The organism is Mesorhizobium sp. LCM 4576 (assembly GCF_001854815.1).
Taxonomy (GTDB): domain Bacteria; phylum Pseudomonadota; class Alphaproteobacteria; order Rhizobiales; family Rhizobiaceae; genus Mesorhizobium; species Mesorhizobium plurifarium.
In genome coordinates this window covers 1-18200 of the sequence record NZ_MDDT01000047.1, presented here as the reverse complement: position 1 = coordinate 18200, position 18200 = coordinate 1, and the positions used below count along the sequence as shown (strand labels likewise).

General features: G+C 64.0%; 16 protein-coding genes and 1 riboswitch. Of the genes, 12 read left to right on the top strand and 4 right to left on the bottom strand.

Annotated elements, in window-relative coordinates:
- The first annotated feature begins 41 nt into the window (after window positions 1-41).
- The 9 genes from LCM4576_RS23995 to LCM4576_RS23955 all read left to right on the top strand — a co-directional run bounded on the left by LCM4576_RS23995 (window position 42) and on the right by LCM4576_RS23955 (window position 9486).
- Complete coding sequence (locus LCM4576_RS23995) at window positions 42-977, top strand: helix-turn-helix domain-containing GNAT family N-acetyltransferase (RefSeq protein WP_071034964.1); 936 nt, start codon at window positions 42-44, stop codon at window positions 975-977.
- A 335-nt stretch (window positions 978-1312) separates the two neighbouring features.
- A riboswitch (cobalamin riboswitch) is annotated at window positions 1313-1518 on the top strand.
- A gap of 89 nt (window positions 1519-1607) precedes the next feature.
- A complete protein-coding gene (locus LCM4576_RS23990; protein ID WP_071034963.1) occupies window positions 1608-1988 on the top strand; it encodes a DUF1636 family protein in 381 nt (126 codons plus the stop codon).
- Window positions 1985-2773 carry an ABC transporter ATP-binding protein gene (locus LCM4576_RS23985; protein WP_071034962.1) on the top strand — a complete coding sequence of 263 codons (789 nt, stop codon included), beginning with the start codon at window positions 1985-1987 and terminating at the stop codon, window positions 2771-2773. The genes LCM4576_RS23990 and LCM4576_RS23985 overlap by 4 nt, the downstream gene beginning before the upstream one ends.
- A gap of 31 nt (window positions 2774-2804) precedes the next feature.
- On the top strand, window positions 2805-3752 hold the full coding sequence (locus LCM4576_RS23980) for an ABC transporter substrate-binding protein (RefSeq protein WP_071034961.1): 948 nt from the start codon (window positions 2805-2807) through the stop codon (window positions 3750-3752).
- Between the two features lie 29 nt (window positions 3753-3781).
- Window positions 3782-4768, top strand: coding sequence for an iron ABC transporter permease (locus tag LCM4576_RS23975; RefSeq protein WP_083361502.1), 987 nt, complete (start codon window positions 3782-3784; stop codon window positions 4766-4768).
- 155 nt (window positions 4769-4923) lie between these two features.
- Window positions 4924-5403 (top strand): MarR family winged helix-turn-helix transcriptional regulator, encoded by a 480-nt coding sequence (locus LCM4576_RS23970; RefSeq protein WP_071034959.1) that lies wholly within the window; start codon window positions 4924-4926, stop codon window positions 5401-5403.
- The gene (locus LCM4576_RS23965; RefSeq protein WP_071034958.1) at window positions 5400-6599 is read left to right on the top strand and encodes an HlyD family secretion protein; all 1200 of its coding nucleotides are present in this window, start codon (window positions 5400-5402) and stop codon (window positions 6597-6599) included. Before LCM4576_RS23970 ends, LCM4576_RS23965 begins: the two co-directional genes overlap by 4 nt.
- 298 nt (window positions 6600-6897) lie before the next feature.
- A complete protein-coding gene (locus LCM4576_RS23960; protein WP_071034957.1) occupies window positions 6898-8430 on the top strand; it encodes a DHA2 family efflux MFS transporter permease subunit in 1533 nt (510 codons plus the stop codon).
- A 78-nt stretch (window positions 8431-8508) separates the two neighbouring features.
- Window positions 8509-9486, top strand: coding sequence for an isopenicillin N synthase family oxygenase (locus LCM4576_RS23955; protein ID WP_198540308.1), 978 nt, complete (start codon window positions 8509-8511; stop codon window positions 9484-9486).
- Between the two features lie 15 nt (window positions 9487-9501).
- On the opposite strand, the gene LCM4576_RS23950 is transcribed toward LCM4576_RS23955, so the two are convergent.
- Window positions 9502-10008: a CAP domain-containing protein gene (locus LCM4576_RS23950; protein ID WP_071034955.1), complete on the bottom strand. Its 507-nt coding sequence runs from the start codon at window positions 10006-10008 to the stop codon at window positions 9502-9504.
- A 238-nt stretch (window positions 10009-10246) separates the two neighbouring features.
- On the opposite strand from LCM4576_RS23950, the gene LCM4576_RS23945 reads away from it, so the two are divergent.
- On the top strand, window positions 10247-11071 hold the full coding sequence (locus tag LCM4576_RS23945; RefSeq protein WP_040980935.1) for a DUF2189 domain-containing protein: 825 nt from the start codon (window positions 10247-10249) through the stop codon (window positions 11069-11071).
- 22 nt (window positions 11072-11093) lie between these two features.
- On the opposite strand, the gene LCM4576_RS23940 is transcribed toward LCM4576_RS23945, so the two are convergent.
- From LCM4576_RS23940 to LCM4576_RS23930, 3 genes are all read right to left on the bottom strand, one after another.
- Window positions 11094-11726, bottom strand: a complete 633-nt coding sequence (locus tag LCM4576_RS23940) for a LysE family translocator (protein ID WP_071034954.1) — start codon at window positions 11724-11726, stop codon at window positions 11094-11096.
- A gap of 157 nt (window positions 11727-11883) precedes the next feature.
- Window positions 11884-13857, bottom strand: a complete 1974-nt coding sequence (locus LCM4576_RS23935) for a pilus assembly protein (protein WP_071034953.1) — start codon at window positions 13855-13857, stop codon at window positions 11884-11886.
- Between the two features lie 201 nt (window positions 13858-14058).
- Entirely contained in the window at window positions 14059-15957 is a 1899-nt protein-coding gene (locus LCM4576_RS23930) for a pilus assembly protein (protein WP_071034952.1), read from the bottom strand.
- A 293-nt stretch (window positions 15958-16250) separates the two neighbouring features.
- On the opposite strand from LCM4576_RS23930, the gene LCM4576_RS23925 reads away from it, so the two are divergent.
- Together LCM4576_RS23925 and LCM4576_RS23920 are read left to right on the top strand one after the other, a co-directional pair.
- A complete protein-coding gene (locus tag LCM4576_RS23925) occupies window positions 16251-17111 on the top strand; it encodes a TIGR01459 family HAD-type hydrolase (RefSeq protein WP_071034951.1) in 861 nt (286 codons plus the stop codon).
- Window positions 17112-17143: 32 nt separating this feature from the next.
- Window positions 17144-18127, top strand: coding sequence for a bifunctional riboflavin kinase/FAD synthetase (locus LCM4576_RS23920; RefSeq protein WP_071034950.1), 984 nt, complete (start codon window positions 17144-17146; stop codon window positions 18125-18127).
- The last annotated feature ends 73 nt before the right edge of the window (window positions 18128-18200 follow it).

The following is an 18200-nucleotide window of genomic DNA, read 5'->3' as shown; positions in this document are numbered from 1 at the left end:
TCAACTAAATGATTGATCCTGTCCACGACAGGAGGACTCCCATGACCATCCACGATCACCCCGGCAAGAAACGCGTCGATACGGTGCGCGCCTTCAATCGCTTCTACACCCGCCAGATCGGCCTGCTCGATGAGGGCCTGCTGAAGAGCGCTTTCTCGCTGACCGAGGCGCGGGTGCTTTATGAGCTTGCCAATCGCGACGGGCTGGTCGCCAGCGACCTGGTGCGCGACCTTGGCCTCGACCCCGGCTATGTCAGCCGGCTCCTGAAGAAATTCGAGGAGCGTGGCCTGGTCGAGCGCGAGGCAAGCGAGGCGGACGCGCGCCGGGCCTTGATCGCGCTGACGCCGGCCGGCAGGGAGGCCTTCGCGCCGCTCAACCGGGATTCGCACGACCAGGTGCGCGCGCTGCTCGACCGCCTGGCGCCCGTCGACCAGGAGAGGCTGGTCAAGGCCATGCGCACGGTGCAGGACCTGCTCGGCGACAGGCCCGAGCCGAAGGTGCCCTATATCCWGCGGCCGCTGCAGGTCGGCGACATCGGCTGGGTCACGCGTCGCCAGGGCATGCTCTACGCGCAGGAATATGGCTGGGACGAAACCTTCGAGGCGCTGGTCGCCGAGATCCTCGGCGAGTTCGTCAAGAATTTCGTCCCGCAATGGGAGCGCAGCTGGATCGCCGAGCGCGAAGGCGAGGTGGTGGGCTCGGTCTTCGTCATGCRCAAATCGCCCAAGGTGGCGAAGCTCAGGCTGCTCTATGTCGAACCGTCGGCGCGCGGCCTTGGTATTGGCCGGCGGCTCGTCGACGAATGCATCACCTTTGCTCGAGCCAAGGGCTACAAGACGCTGACGCTGTGGACCAACGACATTCTTGGCTCGGCCCGCCGCATTTACCAGGCCGCGGGCTTCAAGCTGGTCGACGAGGAACGCCATCATTCCTTCGGCAAGGACTTGGTCGGCCAGACCTGGAATTTGGAGCTTTAGCTCTCTTTCCCGTCTCCCCTTGCGGGCTCACGGGGGAGAAGGCTGATCGGCGCGCAGCGCCGAGACGGATAAGAGGTGTACCAGGAAATCCTGACGTTCCACCCCGCTGGAGCTCTTCAGCCGTCTCGACGCTGTGCCCATGTTCGAAACCCGAACGGTTTCTGAAAATTCTCCGATGTTGGTCGCGACGGCTGGAGAAGGGGGTTGACAAAAGCGCCTCCGCCAGCTGTATGTAACGTTATTACATATCAATCGGAAATGCATCTTTTCAGGCAGGTCGCTTCGAACGGTGACAAGGTTGCGCGGAAGCCCGTTGCGACTCGCGGCCGGACTACCTACGATCGTTACGTCATGGTCCCCGAACCGCAAGGCGAGGGGTGAAAAGGGAACACGGTGAGGCCTATCCGGGTCGAGGCCGTGGCTGCCCCCGCAACTGTGAGCGGCGAGCTCCATCCGAAACGCCACTGGCCGGCAAGGCTGGGAAGGCGGATGGCGCAACGACCCGCGAGCCAGGAGACCTGCCATCGACACGAGTTGACCGGACGGGGTGTGCCGGGAGGAGACGCGGGCACCGGCCTTTCGGYCGACTCGTCCGGCATCCTTCCGTCGCCATTTTGGGAAGTGACGGAAATGCTGGACACCGCATACCATCGTATCATCGTCTGTTCGCTATGCCGCGACACCGTGACCAGGCTGAGGTCCGGCGAGGATCTGTGCGCCGAACTGCGCTCCAGGCTTGCCGGGACTTTGGCGTCGTCTTTTGCTGTCGAGACCGTCGACTGCATGGCCGGCTGTTCGCGACCACTGACCGTCGCCTTCAACGCGCAAGGCAAGRCCAGCTATCTCTTCGGCTCGATCGACAGCGGCACCGATGCCGGCGCGCTAGTCSAGTTTGCCAGACTCTATGCCTCGTTGGCCGATGGCTGGTGCAGTTCCGACCAGCGCCCGGCAAGGCTCGCCGGCAAGATACTGGCGCGCATCCCGGCCGGGGGCAGGGAGCAGGTCCGGTGAGCGCGCCCCTGCTTGAAGCCCGCGCTCTTCGTGCCATGGCAAACGGCCGGACGCTGGTCGAGGATGTCGGCCTGTCGCTGGCGGCGGGTGAGCGGCTCGCGATCATCGGCCCCAACGGCGCCGGCAAGACGACGCTGCTGCGCATGCTATGCGGCGCGCTCCGGCCGAGCGCCGGCGAGGTTCGCCTTGCCGGACGCCGGCTGGACAGGATCACCGCGGCCGAGCGGGCGCTGAGCATTGCCGTCGTCGGCCAGACGGACCAGCCGGATCCACGGCTGGCGCTGATCGACTATGTCGAGCTCGGCCGCGTCCCGCATGCCGGCCTGAGGCGCCGGCACAACGATCGCGACATCGTCGTCGAAGCGCTGCGCCGGACCGGGCTATTGCCGTTACTCGCGCGCAGCATCGGTTCGCTCTCCGGTGGCGAACGCCAGCGCGCACAACTCGCCCGCGCCATCGCCCAGGAGCCGAAAATCCTGTTTCTCGACGAACCGACCAACCACCTGGATCCGCGCGCCCGCGGCGAGCTGCTCGAGCTGGTCGCCGCATTCAACATGACCGTGGTCGCCGTGCTGCACGATCTGGCCCTCGTAGCGCCCTTCGCCACGAGCGTCGCAGTGATGAGCAACGCCCGGCTGCGCGCGCTGGCGCCGCCACGCGACGCGCTGGCGCAGCCGCTCATCCGCGAGGTGTTCGGCATCGATGTGCTGCGCCTGCGGCACCCGACCGAGGACCGCGAGCTCACCGTCTTCGAGCTGCCCACGCGCGCTTCCTCGCCATCCTGAACCTGCCCAACACAAACAAGGAGCATGCCCCGTGAAACGCCTCGCTTTGTCGTTTGCCTTCTCGCTTGTCGCCTCGGCCGCCTTCGCCTTCCCGGTCACCGTCGACAGTTGCGGCAAGCCGCTTACCTTCGACGCGCCGCCGAAGCGCGCCGTCATCCAGGATCTCAACATGGCTGAGATGGCTTTCGCGCTTAAGCTGCAGCCGTCCATCGTCGGGCTCACCGGCATCACCGGCTGGTACAAGGTCGGGCCCGAGTTCAAGGCCGAGCAGGGCGCCATCCCCGAGCTGGCGCCGAAATATCCGACGCTCGAGAACCTCGTCGCCGTGCAGCCCGATTTCTTCTTCGCCGGCTGGTATTACGGCATGAAGCCGGGCGGCGAGGTGACGCCCGACACGCTCGCTCCGCACGGCATCAAGACGCTGGTGCTGACCGAGAGCTGTGTCCATCTCGACAAGAACCGTCCCGCCGCCTCGATGGACCTGCTCTATGGCGACGTCGAGAAGCTCGGCAAGATCTTCGGCAAGGAGGCGGAGGCCGAAAAGCTGGTCCACGGCTGGAAGGCCGAGCTCGCCGGCATCACCGCGAAAGTGGGCAACGCCAAGGGCACGCGCGTCTTCCTCTACGATTCCGGCGAGGACAAGCCCTTCACCGCCGGCAAATTCGCCATTCCCGACGCCATGATCGCTGCCGCGGGCGGTGAGAACATCATGGCAGACATGGCGACGAGCTGGGGCAACACCGACTGGGAGACGGTCGCCTCGCGCAATCCGCAGTTCCTCATCCTGCTCGATTACCAGGATGGCGGCGGCTACAGGAAACTGCTCGATTTCCTCAAAGCGCATCCGGCAATGAAGGAGACCGACGCGGTCAGGAACGAGCGCTTCGTGGCGCTCCGCTACGCCGAGCTGACGCCGGGGCCCGCCAATATCGAGGCGATCGGCAAGATCGCCAGGGCCATGCATCCGGAAGCGTTTTGAGACCGCGGCGCAAGCCATTCGTCCTGGCGATGGCGCTGGGCGCGATCCTGCTGGTCGCGCTCGCGCTGCTTTCGATCGCCTATGGCTCGACGCTGATCCCCTTGCGCGAGGTCGTCGGCGCGCTGGCGCATGCGGCGGGGCTCGACAGCCAGAGCCCGTCCGGCCCGGTCGGCGGCATCGTCGTCGACCTGAGGCTRCCACGCGCGCTCTTGGCGATCGCCGTCGGCGCCGGCCTCGGCGTCGTCGGCGCGCTGCTGCAGACGGTCACCCGCAACGACCTCGCCGACCCGTTCCTGTTCGGCCTCTCCTCGGGCGCGGCCGCCGGTGCAGTCTCCGTTATTACCGTATTCGGCGACACATTCGGCATCTGGACACTCCCGCTCGCCGCCTTCACCGGTGGCGTGCTGGCGGCGGCGATCGTGCTTCTCTTGGTGTCGCGAGTGAAGGGGCAGGGACCGGAGCGACTAATCCTTGCCGGCCTCGCCGTCTCCTTCCTGTTCACCGCTCTGACCAACTATCTCGTCTTCGCCGGCGACCAGCGCGCCGCRCACTCGGTGTTGTTCTGGACCATGGGTGGGCTCGGACTTGCCCGCTGGGACAATATCGGCCTCGCGGCGCTTGGTGCCGGCATCATCCTCGCCTACGGCCTGCGGAACCACCGCCGTTTCGATGCCTTCCTCGCCGGCGAAAGCGCCGCCGAGAGCCTCGGCGTTCCGGTGGCGAGGATGCGCCGCACGACATTCCTCGTCGCCGCCCTGGCGACCGCCATTCTCGTTGCCGTGGCCGGTGTCATCGGCTTCGTCGGCCTGATGATCCCGCATCTCGGCCGGCCGCTGGCCGGTCCGCTGCACCGGCCGCTGATAGCGACCTGCGCGCTCTTCGGCGCGATCTTGCTCTTGGCCAGCGATCTGCTTGCCCGTACGCTTTTGCCGCCGCAGGAACTGCCGATCGGAATCATCACGAGCTCGCTTGGCGCCTTCTTCGTCGTCACCATGCTGATGCGCCGCCGGCCGTGATATCCCGCGCCTTTGGTGCAGCCTGCCCGGCATCGACCCCGTATTTCATCGATCGCTAACCTTTCCGGGCGTTGCATGTCTGCCATGTCGCTTTGCCGGCTTCTGGAACAAAGCATCCTCTTGAATAGTAAGCACGCTTATTATATGTATCGCTCATGGTTTCTGATGGTATCGACAGATTGGGGTTTCTGATCCACGACGTGCAGCGCCTGATGCGCAAGCGTTTCGAGGCGCGCGCCAGCGGGTTGGGTCTTTCCTCGGCGCAATGGCGCCTGCTCGTCCGCGTCGCCAAGGAGGCGGGCGTCGCGCAGGCGCGGCTTGCCGAGCTCCTCGAAATCGAGCCGATCAGCGTCTCCCGCCTGGTCGACCGCATGGAGGAGGGCGGCTGGATCGAACGCCGCCAGGACGCGACCGACCGGCGCGTGCGCATGATCTTCCCGACCGAGAAGGCAAACGCGGCCTATGCCGACGTAAAGAGCCTGGCCGGCGAGGTCTATGAAGAATCCTTGACCGGCGTGTCGGCGGAGGAACGCCGCGTCCTGATCCGGGTGCTCGACACCATCGTGCAGAATCTGACGGACGGCGAGACGTCGTCCCTGGAAAAGATCAAGAATACAGAAGGGCAGGCAGCATGAACGCGGCAGCCAAGATAGAGGACGACAACGTCACCAAGTTCGCTTCGGCGCAGCCGGTCGCGGAAGCCCCGGCGCAGCCGGCGGCCGCTCCGGTTACGACGCCGCCTGAGCCCCAACCGGCCCCGGTCGCGCCCAAGAAGAAGCGCCGCCTTGGCCGCTTCCTGTTGATGGTCGCCCTGCCGCTGGCGCTGCTTGCCGGCGGCGCGTATGTCTGGGTGACGGGCGGCCGTTATCAGGAAACCGAGAACGCCAACCTGCAGCAGGCCAGGATTTCGGTCGCCTCCGACACGGCGGGCCGTATCGTCYAGGTCGGCATCGCCGACAACCAGCTGGTCAAGCAGGGCGACCTTCTCTTTGTCATCGACCCCGAGCCTTACAGGATCGCGCTCGCCCAGGCCGATGCGGCGGTCGCCGCCGCGCGCCTCAACGTCGAGCAACTGCGCGCCGCCTACAGCCAGGCGATGGCGCAGGAGAAGTCCGCCTCGAGCGAGGTCGACTATGCGCAGTCGCAATATAACCGTGCCGCCGATCTCGCGCAGAAGGGCATCAATGCCAAGTCCTCGCTCGACCAGGCCCGCAACGACCTCGACAAGGCCAAGCAGCAGCTGGCCGTCGCGGAGCAGGGCATCGTCAGCGCCAAGGCCGCGCTCGGCGGCAATCCGGACATCGCGACCGACCAGCATCCGACCGTGATGGYGGCGCTCGCCGCGCGCGACAAGGCCGCCTACGACCTGGCGCAGACCACGGTCAAGGCGCCGGCGGACGGCATCATCTACCAGGCCGCCTCCTTCAAGGTCGGCCAGTATGTTTCGGTCGGCACGCCGCTCTTCGCGCTGGTCGAGACCGGCGATACCTGGATCGACGCCAATTTCAAGGAGACCCAGCTCACCAACATGAAGCCGGGCCAGAAGGCCGAGATCGTCGTCGACACTTATCCGGGTCGCACCTTCGAGGCGACCGTCAAGGCGATCGGCGCCRGCACCGGCGCGGAGTTCTCGCTGCTGCCTGCRCAAAACGCCACCGGCAACTGGGTCAAGGTCACGCAGCGCATTCCCGTGCGCCTGGAGTTGACCGATCCCGATGCCAAGATGGCGCTGCGCACCGGCATGAGCGCGACCGTCACCGTCGACACCGGCGTGGCGCGCGGCCTGCCGTCGATCTTCGGCCACGCCACGGCAGGGGAGCACGCGCAGTAACAATACGCCCCCCGCGAATTCGGGGGCGGAGCAGGGGATTGGTCTGATGGGAGGAGTGGGAAGGACAAGCGTTTAAGATCAGCCGCTTGGCGGCGCGATCAAAACCGAAACCTTCGACACGGACCCGTCGGTCCTCAGGTTTCCGGGCGGCAGGCATCCGCTCCAACAGAGACTTTCGGTCGATGTAACCCCCACATCGATAGTCGCGTCCCACCGCGATGAGGGTCTCTCAACGGAAGGCTTTGCCGCCCGGAAGCCCAGTTTACACGTTTTTGTTACCTGCTGGAAGTTCAGCGTCATGAGCAAGCCCGAAGCCTTCAAGGAAGTGCCGCATCGCGGACTGATCACAGTCGCGCTGATGCTGGCGACGATCATGCAGGCGCTCGACACCACGATCGCCAATGTCGCGCTGCCGACCATGACCGGCGATCTCGGCGCGTCGCCCGACAACATCAACTGGGTGCTGACCTCCTATATCGTGGCCGCGGCGATCATGACGCCGGTCACCGGCTGGCTCGCCGACCGGCTCGGCCGCAAGGAACTGTTCCTCGCATCTGTCGTCGGATTCACCATCTTCTCCATGCTTTGCGGCCTCGCCTGGAGCCTCGAGACGATGGTGCTGTTCCGTCTGCTGCAGGGCGTGTTCGGCGCCGCCATCGTGCCGCTGTCGCAGACCTTTCTGCTCGACATCAACCCGAAGGAGCGCCATGGCCAGGCGATGGCGATCTGGGGCGCCGGCATCATGCTCGGGCCGATCCTGGGGCCGACGCTTGGCGGCTGGCTGACGGAGAACTTCAACTGGCGCTGGGTGTTCTTCATCAACCTGCCCGTCGGCATCCTCGCTTTCCTCGGCATGGCCGCCTATCTCCCCGTCATCGCCAAGCGCGTGCGGGGCTTCGACTTCTTCGGCTTCGCCATGCTCTCGCTCGGCGTCGGCGCGTTGCAGCTTCTGCTCGACCGCGGCGGCGAGGTCGACTGGTTCAACTCGGCCGAGATCTGGATCGAACTCGCTCTGTCGCTCACCGGCTTCTGGGTGTTCATCATCCACACCGTGACATCGGAGCATCCGTTCATCGATCCAAAGATCTTCCTCGATCGCAATTTCGTGACCGGGCTGGGCTTCATCTTCGTCATGGGCGTGCTGATCCTGGCCTCGATGTCGCTGTTGCCGCCGATGCTAGCCAACATCTTCGGCTATCCGACCGTGACGATCGGCGTCGTGCTGGGGCCGCGCGGCATCGGCACGATGATTTCCATGCTGGTCGTGGGCCGCATCATGYACAGGATCGACGCAAGGATCCTCGTCGCAATCGGCTTCCTGCTCACCGCGCAGTCGCTCTACACCATGGCGAGCTTCACGCCGCAGATGGACAACTGGCTGATCATCACCTCGGGTGTCATCCAGGGTCTCGGCATGGGCATGGTGTTCGTGCCGCTGTCGGCGGTCGCCTTCGCCACGCTCGACGCGCGCTACCGCACCGATGCCACCTCGCTGTTCAGCCTGGTGCGCAATCTGGGCTCCTCGATCGGCGTGTCGGTGGTCGCGGCGCTGATGGTGCGCAACACGCAGATCAACCACACCGAGCTTTCGACCTTCATCAACCCGTACAACCCGAACCTGTGGGCCGCGTCGCCGGCAGCCGCCGCCGGCGATCCCGCGGCGCTTTCGCAGGTCGACTTGGCCGTCAACGCCCAGGCGATGATGATCTCCTACATCAACGATTTCAAGCTCCTGATGGTGATGACGCTGGTCGCGATCCCGTTCGTCATCCTGCTGCGCAAGCCGAAAGCGGCGCCGGCGGGCGGGGCGCCCGCGGCGCACATGGACTAGGACCGCCGCGCCGGTTGGTCCTAGATCACAGCCGGGACAAGCTGCATCGTTCCAGCGTTGAGTGGTCGGATGAATGCGATGCAGACATTTCCCGTATTCGATCTTGGACAATTCGAGACTGCGAGCGCCGCGCAGAAGAAGGCGCTCGGCCGCGAGGTCGACCAGATCTGTCGCGGCACCGGTTTCCTGGCGATCAAGAACCACGGCGTTCCGCAGGCAGTGATCGACGCCGCCTGGTCGAAGGCGAAGGCTTTCTTCGACCTGCCACCCGAGGAAAAGCAGCGCTCGAAGGCGCCCTACAAGGGTTATCCCTACGGATATCTCGGCCCCGAGCTCGAGGCGCTGGCAAAATCCCGCAATGTCGACACGCCGCCGGATTTGAAGGAGAGCTTCAACGGCGGGCCCCTCCGCGTGCCGCCGGGCATGAAGGACCCGGAGGCGCTGGCCTTCTGCTATGCCGAGACGATCTGGCCGGCCGAGCCCGTGGGCTTCGTCGAAGCCTGGAAAGCGTATTACGCGGCTCTCGAGGACCTGGCGCTGCGCATCATGCGGGTCTTCGCCACCGCGCTTGGCCTGCCGGAAACCTATTTCGACGCTTTCCTCGATACGCCGATCAGCGCGCTGAGGGCGTTGAACTATCCAGAGCAGCATGTCGCGCCGAAGCCCGGCCAGATCCGCGCCGGCGCCCATACCGATTATGGCAGCCTCACCATCCTGCTGCCGCAGGCGGGTTCACGCGGACTTCAGATCGTCACGCCGGACGGCGAATGGGCCGAGGTGCCGCCGATTCCCGGCGCCTTCGTCATCAACATCGGCGACCTGATGGCGCGCTGGACCAACGACCGTTGGGTGTCCACCGTGCATCGCGTCGTCAACCCGCCGGCTGAGCAGGGCGGCAAGGATCGCCGGCAGTCGATGGCCTTCTTCCACCAGCCGAACTGGGATGCCGAGATCACGGTTCTGGACGCATGCCTAACCAAGGGCGAGGTGCCGAAATACGAGYCGGTGCGCTCCGGGCCATACCTGATGGGCAAGTTCAAGGCGACGACGAGATAGGGCCGGGCCGACGGCCTATCGGCCGAGCACCAGCGCCCAGTAGCGCAAGGCAGGATCGCGGCCGTCACGCACATAGGCCAGTCCGAAGCGGCTGAAGTCCGGATCGAGCATGTTGCGGCGATGGCCGTCCGAATGCATCCAGATGTCGAATAGCTTCTCAAGGTCGAAGCGGCCCTCGGCGATGTTTTCGGCCGCGGCGCCCCGCACGCCGTTGTCCTTCATGCGCGAGGCGAAATCCTTGCCCCAGCCTGTGGTGTGGCTCATGCGTTCGCGCGAGGCCATGTAGCCGGCCTGCTGCAGCRCCGCCTGTTCGAGCTGCGTGTCKKGGGTCAGCGCCGGCAGTCCGGCGGAGCTGCGAATACTGGCCAGTGTCGCCGTGGCGGACGAAGAGGCGCCGGCGCCTTCGCCGGTCGGCACCGTGACTGTGCTGCAGGCCGCGATGCCGGCAAGCGCCACCAGGCCGGCTGCCTTGAGCAGCATGCGGCGGTTGAGGTCGGGGAGGGCGRTGATCGAGATGCTCATCCGGCTCTCTGATACCGCCGATCGTGGCTTTTGCCGGGCAGGAGATGAAAGGCAAGGGATGAAAATCGCGTGAAGCGGCGACTTTTCCCGGAAGATCGGCTATGATGCGGTCGTTCTTGAAGTGGCAGCCAGGGGCGGCCACCGCAAGCGGTGACCGACCCGCGTTGATCTGGCGCATGATTGCGTGGCGAGAACCTCCTGGTTTTCGCGCACATGCACTGACAAACGGAGGACGGTTATGGCTGGTTTTCATGTCATGGCGGATGCGTATGGGATGCATGTGCAGCCTACGGTGCGCCGCATCTCCACCTCGGATCTTTGGGACGCGCTGAAGCTCGGCGCCGAGGATTTCTGGGCCAAGCCCTCGCATTACGTGTTCCTGTGCCTGGTCTATCCGATCGTCGGCCTGATCCTGACGCAATGGAGCTCGGGCTCGAACGCCATTCAGCTCGTCTATCCGCTGATGTCGGGTTTCGCGCTCATCGGCCCGTTCGCGGCCATCGGCCTTTATGAGATCAGCCGCCGGCGCGAGCTGGGCATGAACAGCCACTGGCGGCATGCGCTCGATGTCCGCCATTCGCCGGCGCTGCCGTCGATCGCGGTCATCGGCATCCTGCTCTTCGCGCTGTTCCTTTTGTGGCTGTTCACCGCGCAGTCGCTCTACACCAGCCTGTTCGGCGCCGAGCCGCCCGCTTCGGTCGGCGCTTTTGTGCGCGACGTGTTGACGACCGGCAAGGGCTGGACGCTGATCCTGGTCGGCAACGCCGTCGGCTTCGTTTTCGCCGTCGTCGTTTTGGCCACCACCGTCGTTGCCTTCCCGCTGCTGCTCGACCGCGACGTCGGCGCCGTTTCGGCGATCGAAACCTCGGCCCGCGCGGTGATGGCAAACCCGCTGACGATGGCGCTTTGGGGCCTGACCGTCGCCGTATTGCTGGTGGTCGGCTCGATCCCGCTGTTTGCCGGCCTTGCCGTCGTCATGCCGATCCTCGGCCACGCGACCTGGCATCTCTATCGCAAGGTGGTCGAGCCGGAACAGATCCGGCCGGTGCGCCGGCCGATGTAGGACGGCTGGTCCGGAGGGACGGCTATCTTTGCGCCTCGGTCGCCATCTTCAGCGCCAGCGCCGTCAGCACCGTGCCCATCATCCAGCGCTGGACGACCAGCCAGAACGGTCGTCCGGCAAGGAAAGTCGCGATCGAGCCGGCGGTCACCGCGATGATGGCGTTGACGGTGAGGCTGATCGAAATCTGCGTCACGCCGAGCACCAGAAGCTGCGATAGAACATGGCCCTTGGCCGGATTGATGAATTGGGGCAGCAGCGAAAGATAGAGCACGGCCACCTTCGGATTGAGCAGGTTGGTCATCAGCCCCATGACGAAAAGCTTGCGCGGCCGGTCCCTGGGCAACTCGCGCACCTGGAACGGAGAGCGCCCACCGGGCCGTAGCGCCTGCCAGGCGAGCCACAGCAGATAGAGCGCACYGGCGAAGCGAAGCGCGTCATAGGCGTAAGGCACGGCGAAGATGAGCGCGGTGATGCCGAAGGCTGCCGACACCACGTAGAACAGGAAGCCCAGCGCCACGCCGCCGAGAGAGATCAGCCCGGCTTTCGGCCCTTGCGACAGTGAGCGCGAGATCAGGTAGATCATGTTCGGGCCCGGTGTCAGCACCATGCCGAGGCAGATCAGCGCGAAGGTGAGGTGGTTGGCAGCGTCGGGCATTGGGGCTCCATTCGGCCAAGGACTCATCACGGCCGTCCACCGGCCGCAAGACCTTGACTGCGGCAGCTTTTGCGCCAGCGGTGATGATTGGCGAAATCGGCGAAGCGGCCAATCTCGCCCCTTGCGGGGGAGATCAGCAATTTCCACGCCGGCGTGCTTAACCCACCACCCGCAGGTTCGACAGCTCGTTGGCAATCTCCTTGAAATTGTCGGAGAGCGTCGCGCCGGTGGCGTTCCAGAACAGCTTGGCCGGCTTGCTGGGGTTGGTCGGATCCTTGCGGAAGCGGGAATCGGAAGAGCATGCCTTCAGCGCGGCCATCGCCTTCTGGTCGCTGGTATCGGTCGATGACATGTCGAGAGCGACCGTCATGACCATGATCTTGGCCGCCTTGGCATTGTCGCATAATTTCGCCATCTGCTCGTTCATCGCCGCGGTGTAGTTGCTCGACGAATAGTTGAACTGGCCGATGGCGCTCGACGTGCCGCCGAACAGGCGGGTGACCGAAGTGCCGTTATAGCCGACGCCGGTATAGCCATAGGCGGCATAGGTCGACTTGTTGCCGGCCGGGTCGGGATTGACCGTCGAATAGGTGTTCTCGCCGTCGGTGAGCACGATGACAACCTTGTCGTTGCCGCGCTCGGTTTCCGGCCGCCCCTCGGTGAAGGGGGGCGCGCTGGAGACGGTGCGCCAGCCCCAGGCCATGCCTTCGGGCACGTTGGTGTTGCCGTTGGGCTGCATCAGATCGACCGCCGCCTTGATGGCCGCCAGCCCGTCCGTGGTTGTGACGTCGGTGAGCGGCGTGATCGGCGTGGTGGTGCAGCTATAGTTCGGGCCGGCGCCTTTCGACAGCACCGGCGCATCGATTGGYCGGGGCATGAAATACTTGGCCATGTTCGACTGCCTGGTCTTGCCGGTGGTGCTCGAGGGATCGTCGTTCCACCAGCTGTTGGCCGCGCCATAGGTCACCGGCCTCGGCTCATCGGGGTCTTGGGTCACGTACCAGTGGTTGCCGGGTTCGTCCGGGGCGAACATCGGCACGAACATCGTCGCGGGGTTTCCGACGCCAATGCCGGTGTTGTTGGGGCCGCCGGAGGCCGGCGTGTCGTCGACATTATAGGGATAAGGCCGGACCTCGACGCAGCCTTGCCAGCTGGCGAACGGTCCGTAAGTGTCGATATAGTCGTATTCGTCGTGGCTGCGCTTGCAGGTGTGGTTGTCGCGATATTCGTCGCAGACGACGCGCTTGCTGCCGGCGATACGTTCGTGGCTGGTGACGACCTTCATGTCCCGATAGAGTTCGAAGCGAGTCAATATCTGACCCTCTTCCGTGYCCCAGCCGGTACCCTTTTTATACCAGATGCCGTTGGTCTTCTGGGCGTATTTGTCCGGCGCATTCAGCGTCGACCAGTCGAAATTCTCATTGGCGACCGGCGACAGCCCGTAGGTGTCCATCCAGGAGGCATTGTCGTTTTTCGGCCCCACATTGACCGAGGCCGCGAACGGCACGAGGCTGAACTGGACCGGCTTGTCGATCTRCTTGATCTGCGCCGCCTGCTGCGCCAGCGTGTCGACGAGCTGCTTGGCGGCCTGCTTGAGCAAGTCGATGCGCTTCTGTCCCGTGCCTGTGCCGGGCGTTGTCATGGAGCCCGAATTGTCGAGCACCATCGCCACTTCCAGCGTGTTCTTCAGCCGCACCTGGGAGTCCATGGCGAGAGTGATCGGCTTGTTCGCGTCGACCGTCGACGCGCCGACGAGCAGCGAGGAGGATGGATAGAAGTAAGGATGGTAGTTCAGCGTCGCGCTCATGGTGAGCAGGCCGCCGCCGGCCTGGTTGGTCGGCAGCGTGATGTTGAGCGAGATGTCGGCGGGGTCGATGTTGTTGAGGTTGGCGTTGAAGAAGTCGACCGCGTAGGCTCTGATCTGGTCGTCGGTGGCGCCTTCGGCAAGCCGYCGCGCGGCGGCAAAATTGGCGGCGTCGAGCGCGTTCAGCACCATCTGCTTCTGGCGATTGAGCTCGCTGAAATCGACAGCTATCGCCACCGCCCCCATCAGCGGCACCATGGCGATTGCCGTCATGAGCGCATAGTTGCCGCGGCGGTCACGGCAGAATTGATGCCAGAATTTGCGCATTGTACTTGAAGCGGCCCCCCGCCGACGGATTTTCGCCAGGCCACACTTCCACAAAACGCTGAAGGACCGGTTTGGCAAACCGCTCGATTGCTTAACGGAGGCTTCACCAAGCGCTAACCAAGCCAACTGACCGCGGCCATGCCGCGCGACGAAAAACGCCCGCCTTGCGAGCGGGCGTCGTCGATCATTTGTCCGAGCAGATCAGCTGACGATGCGAAGGTTCGACAATTCGTTGCCGATCGCCTTGAAGTCGTCCGACAGCGTTGCGCCGGTCGAATTCCAGAACAGCTTCGCTGGCTTGGTCGGGTCGGTCGGATCCTTGCGGAAACGCGAATCCGACGCGCAGGCCGTAAGCGCCGAGATTGCCTTCTTCTCGGCAGTTTTTTGATTGCTGAGATCAAGGGAAACAGTCATGACGATGATGTTATTAGCCTTGGCGTTGGCGCATAGCGTTTGCATCTGCTCGTCGAGAGCGGCGGTATAGTTGGYGTCCGTATAGGTGCTTTTGCCGACGRCTGAGCTGGTGTTCATGAACAGGCGGGTCACCGAGCCCGAACCGGGATATGCCAGCCCTGTATATCCATAAGCGGCATAGGTTGATCTGTTCTTGGCGTAGCTGCCATCGTTGACTGAACTATAGGTGTTGGCGCCATCCGTGAGCACGATGACAACCTTGTCGTTGCCTCTTTCGTTATTATCTCGGCCCTCGGTGAAAGGCTCATTGCTGGAAAGAGTCCTCCAGCCCCATGCGAGTCCCTCTGGCACGTTGGTGTTGCCCGTAGGCGTCATCGCATTTATGGCATTGAGGATTGTCTGCTTGCCGATAGTCGTCGTTACATCCTGCAACGGTGTGATCGGGCTTGTCGTGCAACCGGCGTTGGGGCCATCGTCTGCCGACACGGTCGAAGCGTTGTACGGTTTGGTTAGAAAATATTTCCGCATATCCGCTTGGCGCTTGGTCACTGTTAGACCGTCGCTCGAATCTATCCACCAGTTGTTGCTGTAGCCCCACGAATTCGTGCTGGTGCGCGTGCTGTCAGTCCACAGATTACCTGCTTCGTCGGGGGCGAACATGGGGACGAACAGCGTCGCGGGAGTGCCTGGGGCCGGAGTTGTGTCGTCAACATTGTAAGGGTAGGGCCGGGCCTCTACGCAGCCTCGCCAAGCCTCATAGGGAGCCGWCGTGTAAGTGTATGTCTGGCATGAACCGTTGCTGTTCTTTTTGGAGCAGGTTCGAGTAGTGGCCATGACATCGCCATAAAGACTGAAGCGCGTTGCCTTCGCATTTTGGCTTGCGCCCCAGCCGCTGCCGCGCTTGTAATAGATATCGCCGACTTTCTCGATGTACTTGTTCGGATCATAGCCGGACGCGTTCTTGTACATCTGTGACCAATCGAAATCCTCATGATGGATGGGCGAAATGCCATCCTGGTCCATCCAACTCTTGTCCTTGTTGGACGGGCCGACATTGACCGAGGCAGAAAACGGGACCAGCGAGAACTGCACGGGCTTGCTGACCTGCCGCATTAAATCGGCCTGTCCGGCCAGCGTGGTCACCAATTCGGTAGCGGCGGTCTTGAGGAGTTCGATTCGCTGTTGGCCGGTACCTGAACCGTTCAGGCTCATCGATCCGGAATTGTCGAGCACCAACGCTACTTCCAGCGTGTTCTTGAGCCGGATCTCGGATCTTGCCGAGAAGGCGAGGTTCGTTTGGCCGGCCGTTCCGCCAAGCAGCGCGACCGCGGCCGGCAGGAAATAGGGCTTGTATTTCAGGGCGGCTTCGAGCACCAGCGTGCCGCCGCCGGCATTGTTGTTGGGCAGCGTTACCGTCAGCGTCGTATTCGCCGGAAGGACGTGCCTGAGATTGGCCTCGAAGAAAGTTTTGGCGTAGGCCTTGGCGTCGGTGTCGCTGGCGCCGGCGACGATCTGTTGTGCCGTCGCGATGCCGGCCGCGTCCAGCGCGTTCAGCGTCTCCTGCCGCTCCCGCACCAATTCGGTATAGTCGACCGCCAATGCGATGCCGCCCATCAGCGGGATCATCGTGATGGCCGTCATCAAGGCGTAATTGCCACGCTTATCGCGAAAAAAATCGCGGATCATTGTGCTTACCCCCGCCAAGGATCCATATTGAGCTACGACGTTGGTCGTATACGGTCTGCTACCATGGTCATAAATCGTTAAATTTCAGCTTGCGCGAAACAATCAACCACGCACTGCCTTTTTGACGGCGCGTTAACCTTGTGCTTTGCGGGCTTGCGGGATGGACCGCGATGGTAGCGGCGGGGAAAGCTCGTGACAGGATGAAGCGCTTCGGTTATGCGGGACCTGCCGTGGCGACCCCTGAACCGAAGGGGCCGCAGCGGCCTTGCCAGGATCAAAACCAAGGACACGGCATGGCGGATTCGCCCGACATCATCGCTTCGCTCGACGATCTGGCGGGGCGCTACGCTGCCATCCTGTGCGACGTGTGGGGCGTCGTTCACAATGGTGAATGGCATTTTCCGGCCGCAGCCGCCGCGCTTGCCAGGGCGCGCGTGGCCAAGGTGCCTGTCGTGCTGATCACCAATTCGCCGCGTCGCAGCGCCGACGTCGTCGCCCAGATGAAGGTCATCGGGGTTCCCGCCGATGCCTGCGACCGGGTCGTCACCTCCGGCGATGTGACCCGCGACCTGATCGCAGAGGGACCCAGGAAGATCTTTCACATCGGTCCCGAGCGCGATTTCACCCTCTATGACGGGCTCGACGTCGATCTCGTCGAGGAGTTCGAGGCCTCCGGCATCGTCTGCACGGGCCTCTATGACGACGAGGTCGAGAAACCCGCCGACTATGCCGAGCTGCTGCAGCGGCTGCGTGCGCGCAATCTGCCGTTCATTTGCGCCAATCCGGATATCCTGGTGGAGCGCGGCGAGCGCACCATCTGGTGCGCCGGCGCGCTCGCGCGCGATTACGCCCAACTGGGCGGCCGCACGTTGATTGCCGGCAAGCCCTTCGCGCCGATCTACGATGTCGCCATGAAGGAGGTCGCCGGCCTTCTCGGCCGCGCCGTCGAGCGCAGCGAGGTTCTCGCCATCGGCGACGGCATGATGACCGATGTCAAGGGCGCGGCCGACAACGGTTTCGATGTGCTCTACGTCTCGGGCGGCATCCACGCTCGCGACTATGGCGATCCGCTGCGGCCCGATCCGGAAAGGCTGGCGGGCTTCCTTGAAAAGCACGGCTACCGGCCGGTCGCCGTCATTCCACGTCTGCAATAGGTTGGTGGTCTGGCCATGACGGGCGCTTCGACATGACGCAAGCCTTCGAACGTCTTTCGGCGGTCGCGCCGCTGCCCGCCCATCTGCGCGGCGGCGTTGTGGCGATCGGCAATTTCGACGGTGTCCATCGCGGCCACCAATCCGTCCTGGAGCGCGCGCTGGCTGAGGCCCGCCGCAATGGCGTGCCCGCCCTGGTGCTCACCTTCGAGCCGCATCCGCGCAAGGTTTTCCGGCCACAAGTGCCGCTCTTCGTGCTGACGCCGCCGCCGATGAAGGCGCGGCTGCTCGCCGGACTTGGCTTTGCCGCTTTGGTCGAGCAGCCGTTCACCCGCGATTTTGCCTCCCTTTCGCCCGAGGCTTTCGTGACCGACGTGCTGGAGAAGAACCTTGGCATCCGCCACGCCGTCACCGGTTTCGACTTTCATTTCGGTAAGGACCGCCAGGGCGGCCCGGCTTTTCTGATGGCGGCCGGAGAGCGGCACGGCTTCGGCGTGACGCTGGTCGACGCCTTCCGCGATGAAGGCGCCGAGGTGGTTTCGTCGAGCCGCATCCGGGAACTGCTTGCCGAAGGCAAGGTGGAGGAGGCCGCCGGACTGCTCGGCTACCGTTTCACCGTCGAGACCGAGGTGATCGGCGGCCAGCAGCTTGGTCGCACCCTCGGTTTCCCGACCGCCAATATGCGGCTTTCGCCGGAAGCGGCCTTGAAGGAAGGGATCTATGCCGTCCGTTTCCGTCGCGCCGACGGCACGCTTCATGACGGCGTCGCCAGCTTCGGTCGGCGTCCGACCGTTGATGACAATGGCGCGCCGCTGCTCGAAACATACGTCTTCGATTTTTCCGGCGATCTCTACGGAGAGACCTGCGAGGTGTCGTTCTTCGGCTTCCTGCGCCCCGAGCTCAAATTCGATGGTCTCGACGCGCTGGGGGCGCAGATGAAAAACGACGAGGCCGAGGCGAGGGCGCTGCTGGCGGGCGTTCGCCCGCTCTCGCAGCTGGACGCCGAGATCACGTTCTAGATCGTCTTCAGCCTACCGCTCAATCAAAAGGCTGACCCGCGTGGGTGAAGCATTTCACCGAATGCGGGTGTCC

Excerpts from the sequence above, each read along its gene's own strand:
- LCM4576_RS23970 (WP_071034959.1), top strand. The coding sequence starts at position 4,924 with ATGGTTTCTGATGGTATCGACAGATTGGGGTTTCTGATCCACGACGTG.
- LCM4576_RS23945 (WP_040980935.1), top strand. The coding sequence starts at position 10,247 with ATGGCTGGTTTTCATGTCATGGCGGATGCGTATGGGATGCATGTGCAG.
- LCM4576_RS23925 (WP_071034951.1), top strand. The coding sequence starts at position 16,251 with ATGGCGGATTCGCCCGACATCATCGCTTCGCTCGACGATCTGGCGGGG.
- LCM4576_RS23920 (WP_071034950.1), top strand. The coding sequence starts at position 17,144 with ATGACGCAAGCCTTCGAACGTCTTTCGGCGGTCGCGCCGCTGCCCGCC.